We start from the raw sequence: 1,462 nt of genomic DNA, 5'->3' as shown, positions 1-1,462 counted from the left end.
CCTGGGGATAACAGGCTTATCTCCCCCAAGAGTTCACATCGACGGGGAGGTTTGGCACCTCGATGTCGGCTCGTCGCATCCTGGGGCTGTAGTCGGTCCCAAGGGTTGGGCTGTTCGCCCATTAAAGCGGCACGCGAGCTGGGTTCAGAACGTCGTGAGACAGTTCGGTCCCTATCCGTCGCGGGCGTAGGAAATTTGAGAGGATCTGCTCCTAGTACGAGAGGACCAGAGTGGACTTACCGCTGGTGTACCAGTTGTCTTGCCAAAGGCATCGCTGGGTAGCTATGTAGGGAAGGGATAAACGCTGAAAGCATCTAAGTGTGAAACCCACCTCAAGATGAGATTTCCCATGATTATATATCAGTAAGAGCCCTGAGAGATGATCAGGTAGATAGGTTAGAAGTGGAAGTGTGGCGACACATGTAGCGGACTAATACTAATAGCTCGAGGACTTATCCAAAGTAACTGAGGATACGAAGCGCGAGGTTTACTTGACATTTGATAGATATTCAATTTTGAGTAGGTATTACTCAGAGTTAAGTGACGATAGCCTAGGAGATACACCTGTACCCATGCCGAACACAGCAGTTAAGCCCTAGAACGCCGGAAGTAGTTGGGGGTTGCCCCCTGTGAGATATGGAAGTCGCTTAGCAGAATAGGAAGTTTAGAGGCTTCCTTTTTGGGAGTTTAGCTCAGCTGGGAGAGCATCTGCCTTACAAGCAGAGGGTCAGCGGTTCGATCCCGTTAACTCCCATAGGTCCCGTAGTGTAGCGGTTATCACGTCGCCCTGTCACGGCGAAGATCGCGGGTTCGATTCCCGTCGGGACCGTAAGATAACGGAAGTTATTTTAGACTCGTTAGCTCAGTTGGTAGAGCAATTGACTTTTAATCAATGGGTCACTGGTTCGAGCCCAGTACGGGTCATATTTGCGGGTTTGGCGGAATTGGCAGACGCACCAGATTTAGGATCTGGCGCTTAACGGCGTGGGGGTTCAAGTCCCTTAACCCGCATAGTAGGAATTAGCCGGCTTAGCTCAGTTGGTAGAGCATCTGATTTGTAATCAGAGGGTCGCGTGTTCAAGTCATGTAGCCGGCATTAAAACTAGAAGAGGTCGATGCGAACGTAGTTCAGTGGTAGAACACCACCTTGCCAAGGTGGGGGTCGCGGGTTCGAATCCCGTCGTTCGCTTAGAGAGGCCGGGGTGGCGGAACTGGCAGACGCACAGGACTTAAAATCCTGCGATTGGAAACGATCGTACCGGTTCGATCCCGGTCCTCGGCATATAATAATGAGCACCCTTAGCTCAACTGGATAGAGTACCTGACTACGAATCAGGCGGTTAGAGGTTCGAATCCTCTAGGGTGCATTTTTTCTATTTAACTCGGGAAGTAGCTCAGCTTGGTAGAGTACTTGGTTTGGGACCAAGGTGTCGCAGGTTCGAATCCTGTCTTCCCGATTGAT

The 1,462-nt window shown here is 50.8% G+C and carries 9 tRNA genes and 2 rRNA genes; all 11 read left to right on the top strand.

Annotated elements, in window-relative coordinates:
* Positions 1-460 (top strand): 23S ribosomal RNA (locus tag D8801_RS09610); the annotation flags it as partial.
* A gap of 76 nt (positions 461-536) precedes the next feature.
* Positions 537-652 (top strand): 5S ribosomal RNA (gene rrf, locus D8801_RS09605).
* 29 nt (positions 653-681) lie between these two features.
* Positions 682-754: transfer RNA gene (locus D8801_RS09600), tRNA-Val, on the top strand.
* A 2-nt stretch (positions 755-756) separates the two neighbouring features.
* Positions 757-829 (top strand) — tRNA-Asp (locus D8801_RS09595).
* A gap of 22 nt (positions 830-851) precedes the next feature.
* Positions 852-924 (top strand) — tRNA-Lys (locus D8801_RS09590).
* Between the two features lie 5 nt (positions 925-929).
* A tRNA-Leu gene (locus D8801_RS09585) sits at positions 930-1,011 on the top strand.
* 12 nt (positions 1,012-1,023) lie between these two features.
* A tRNA-Thr gene (locus D8801_RS09580) sits at positions 1,024-1,096 on the top strand.
* Between the two features lie 21 nt (positions 1,097-1,117).
* A tRNA-Gly gene (locus D8801_RS09575) sits at positions 1,118-1,189 on the top strand.
* Positions 1,190-1,196: 7 nt separating this feature from the next.
* Positions 1,197-1,282, top strand: a tRNA-Leu gene (locus D8801_RS09570).
* Between the two features lie 11 nt (positions 1,283-1,293).
* A tRNA-Arg gene (locus tag D8801_RS09565) sits at positions 1,294-1,367 on the top strand.
* 16 nt (positions 1,368-1,383) lie between these two features.
* Positions 1,384-1,457: transfer RNA gene (locus D8801_RS09560), tRNA-Pro, on the top strand.
* Positions 1,458-1,462 lie beyond the last annotated feature (5 nt).

The sequence above is a fragment of the Streptococcus oralis genome, assembly GCF_003943415.1.
GTDB lineage: Bacteria > Bacillota > Bacilli > Lactobacillales > Streptococcaceae > Streptococcus > Streptococcus oralis_BJ.
This window is presented reverse-complemented; position numbering and strand designations above follow the sequence as displayed.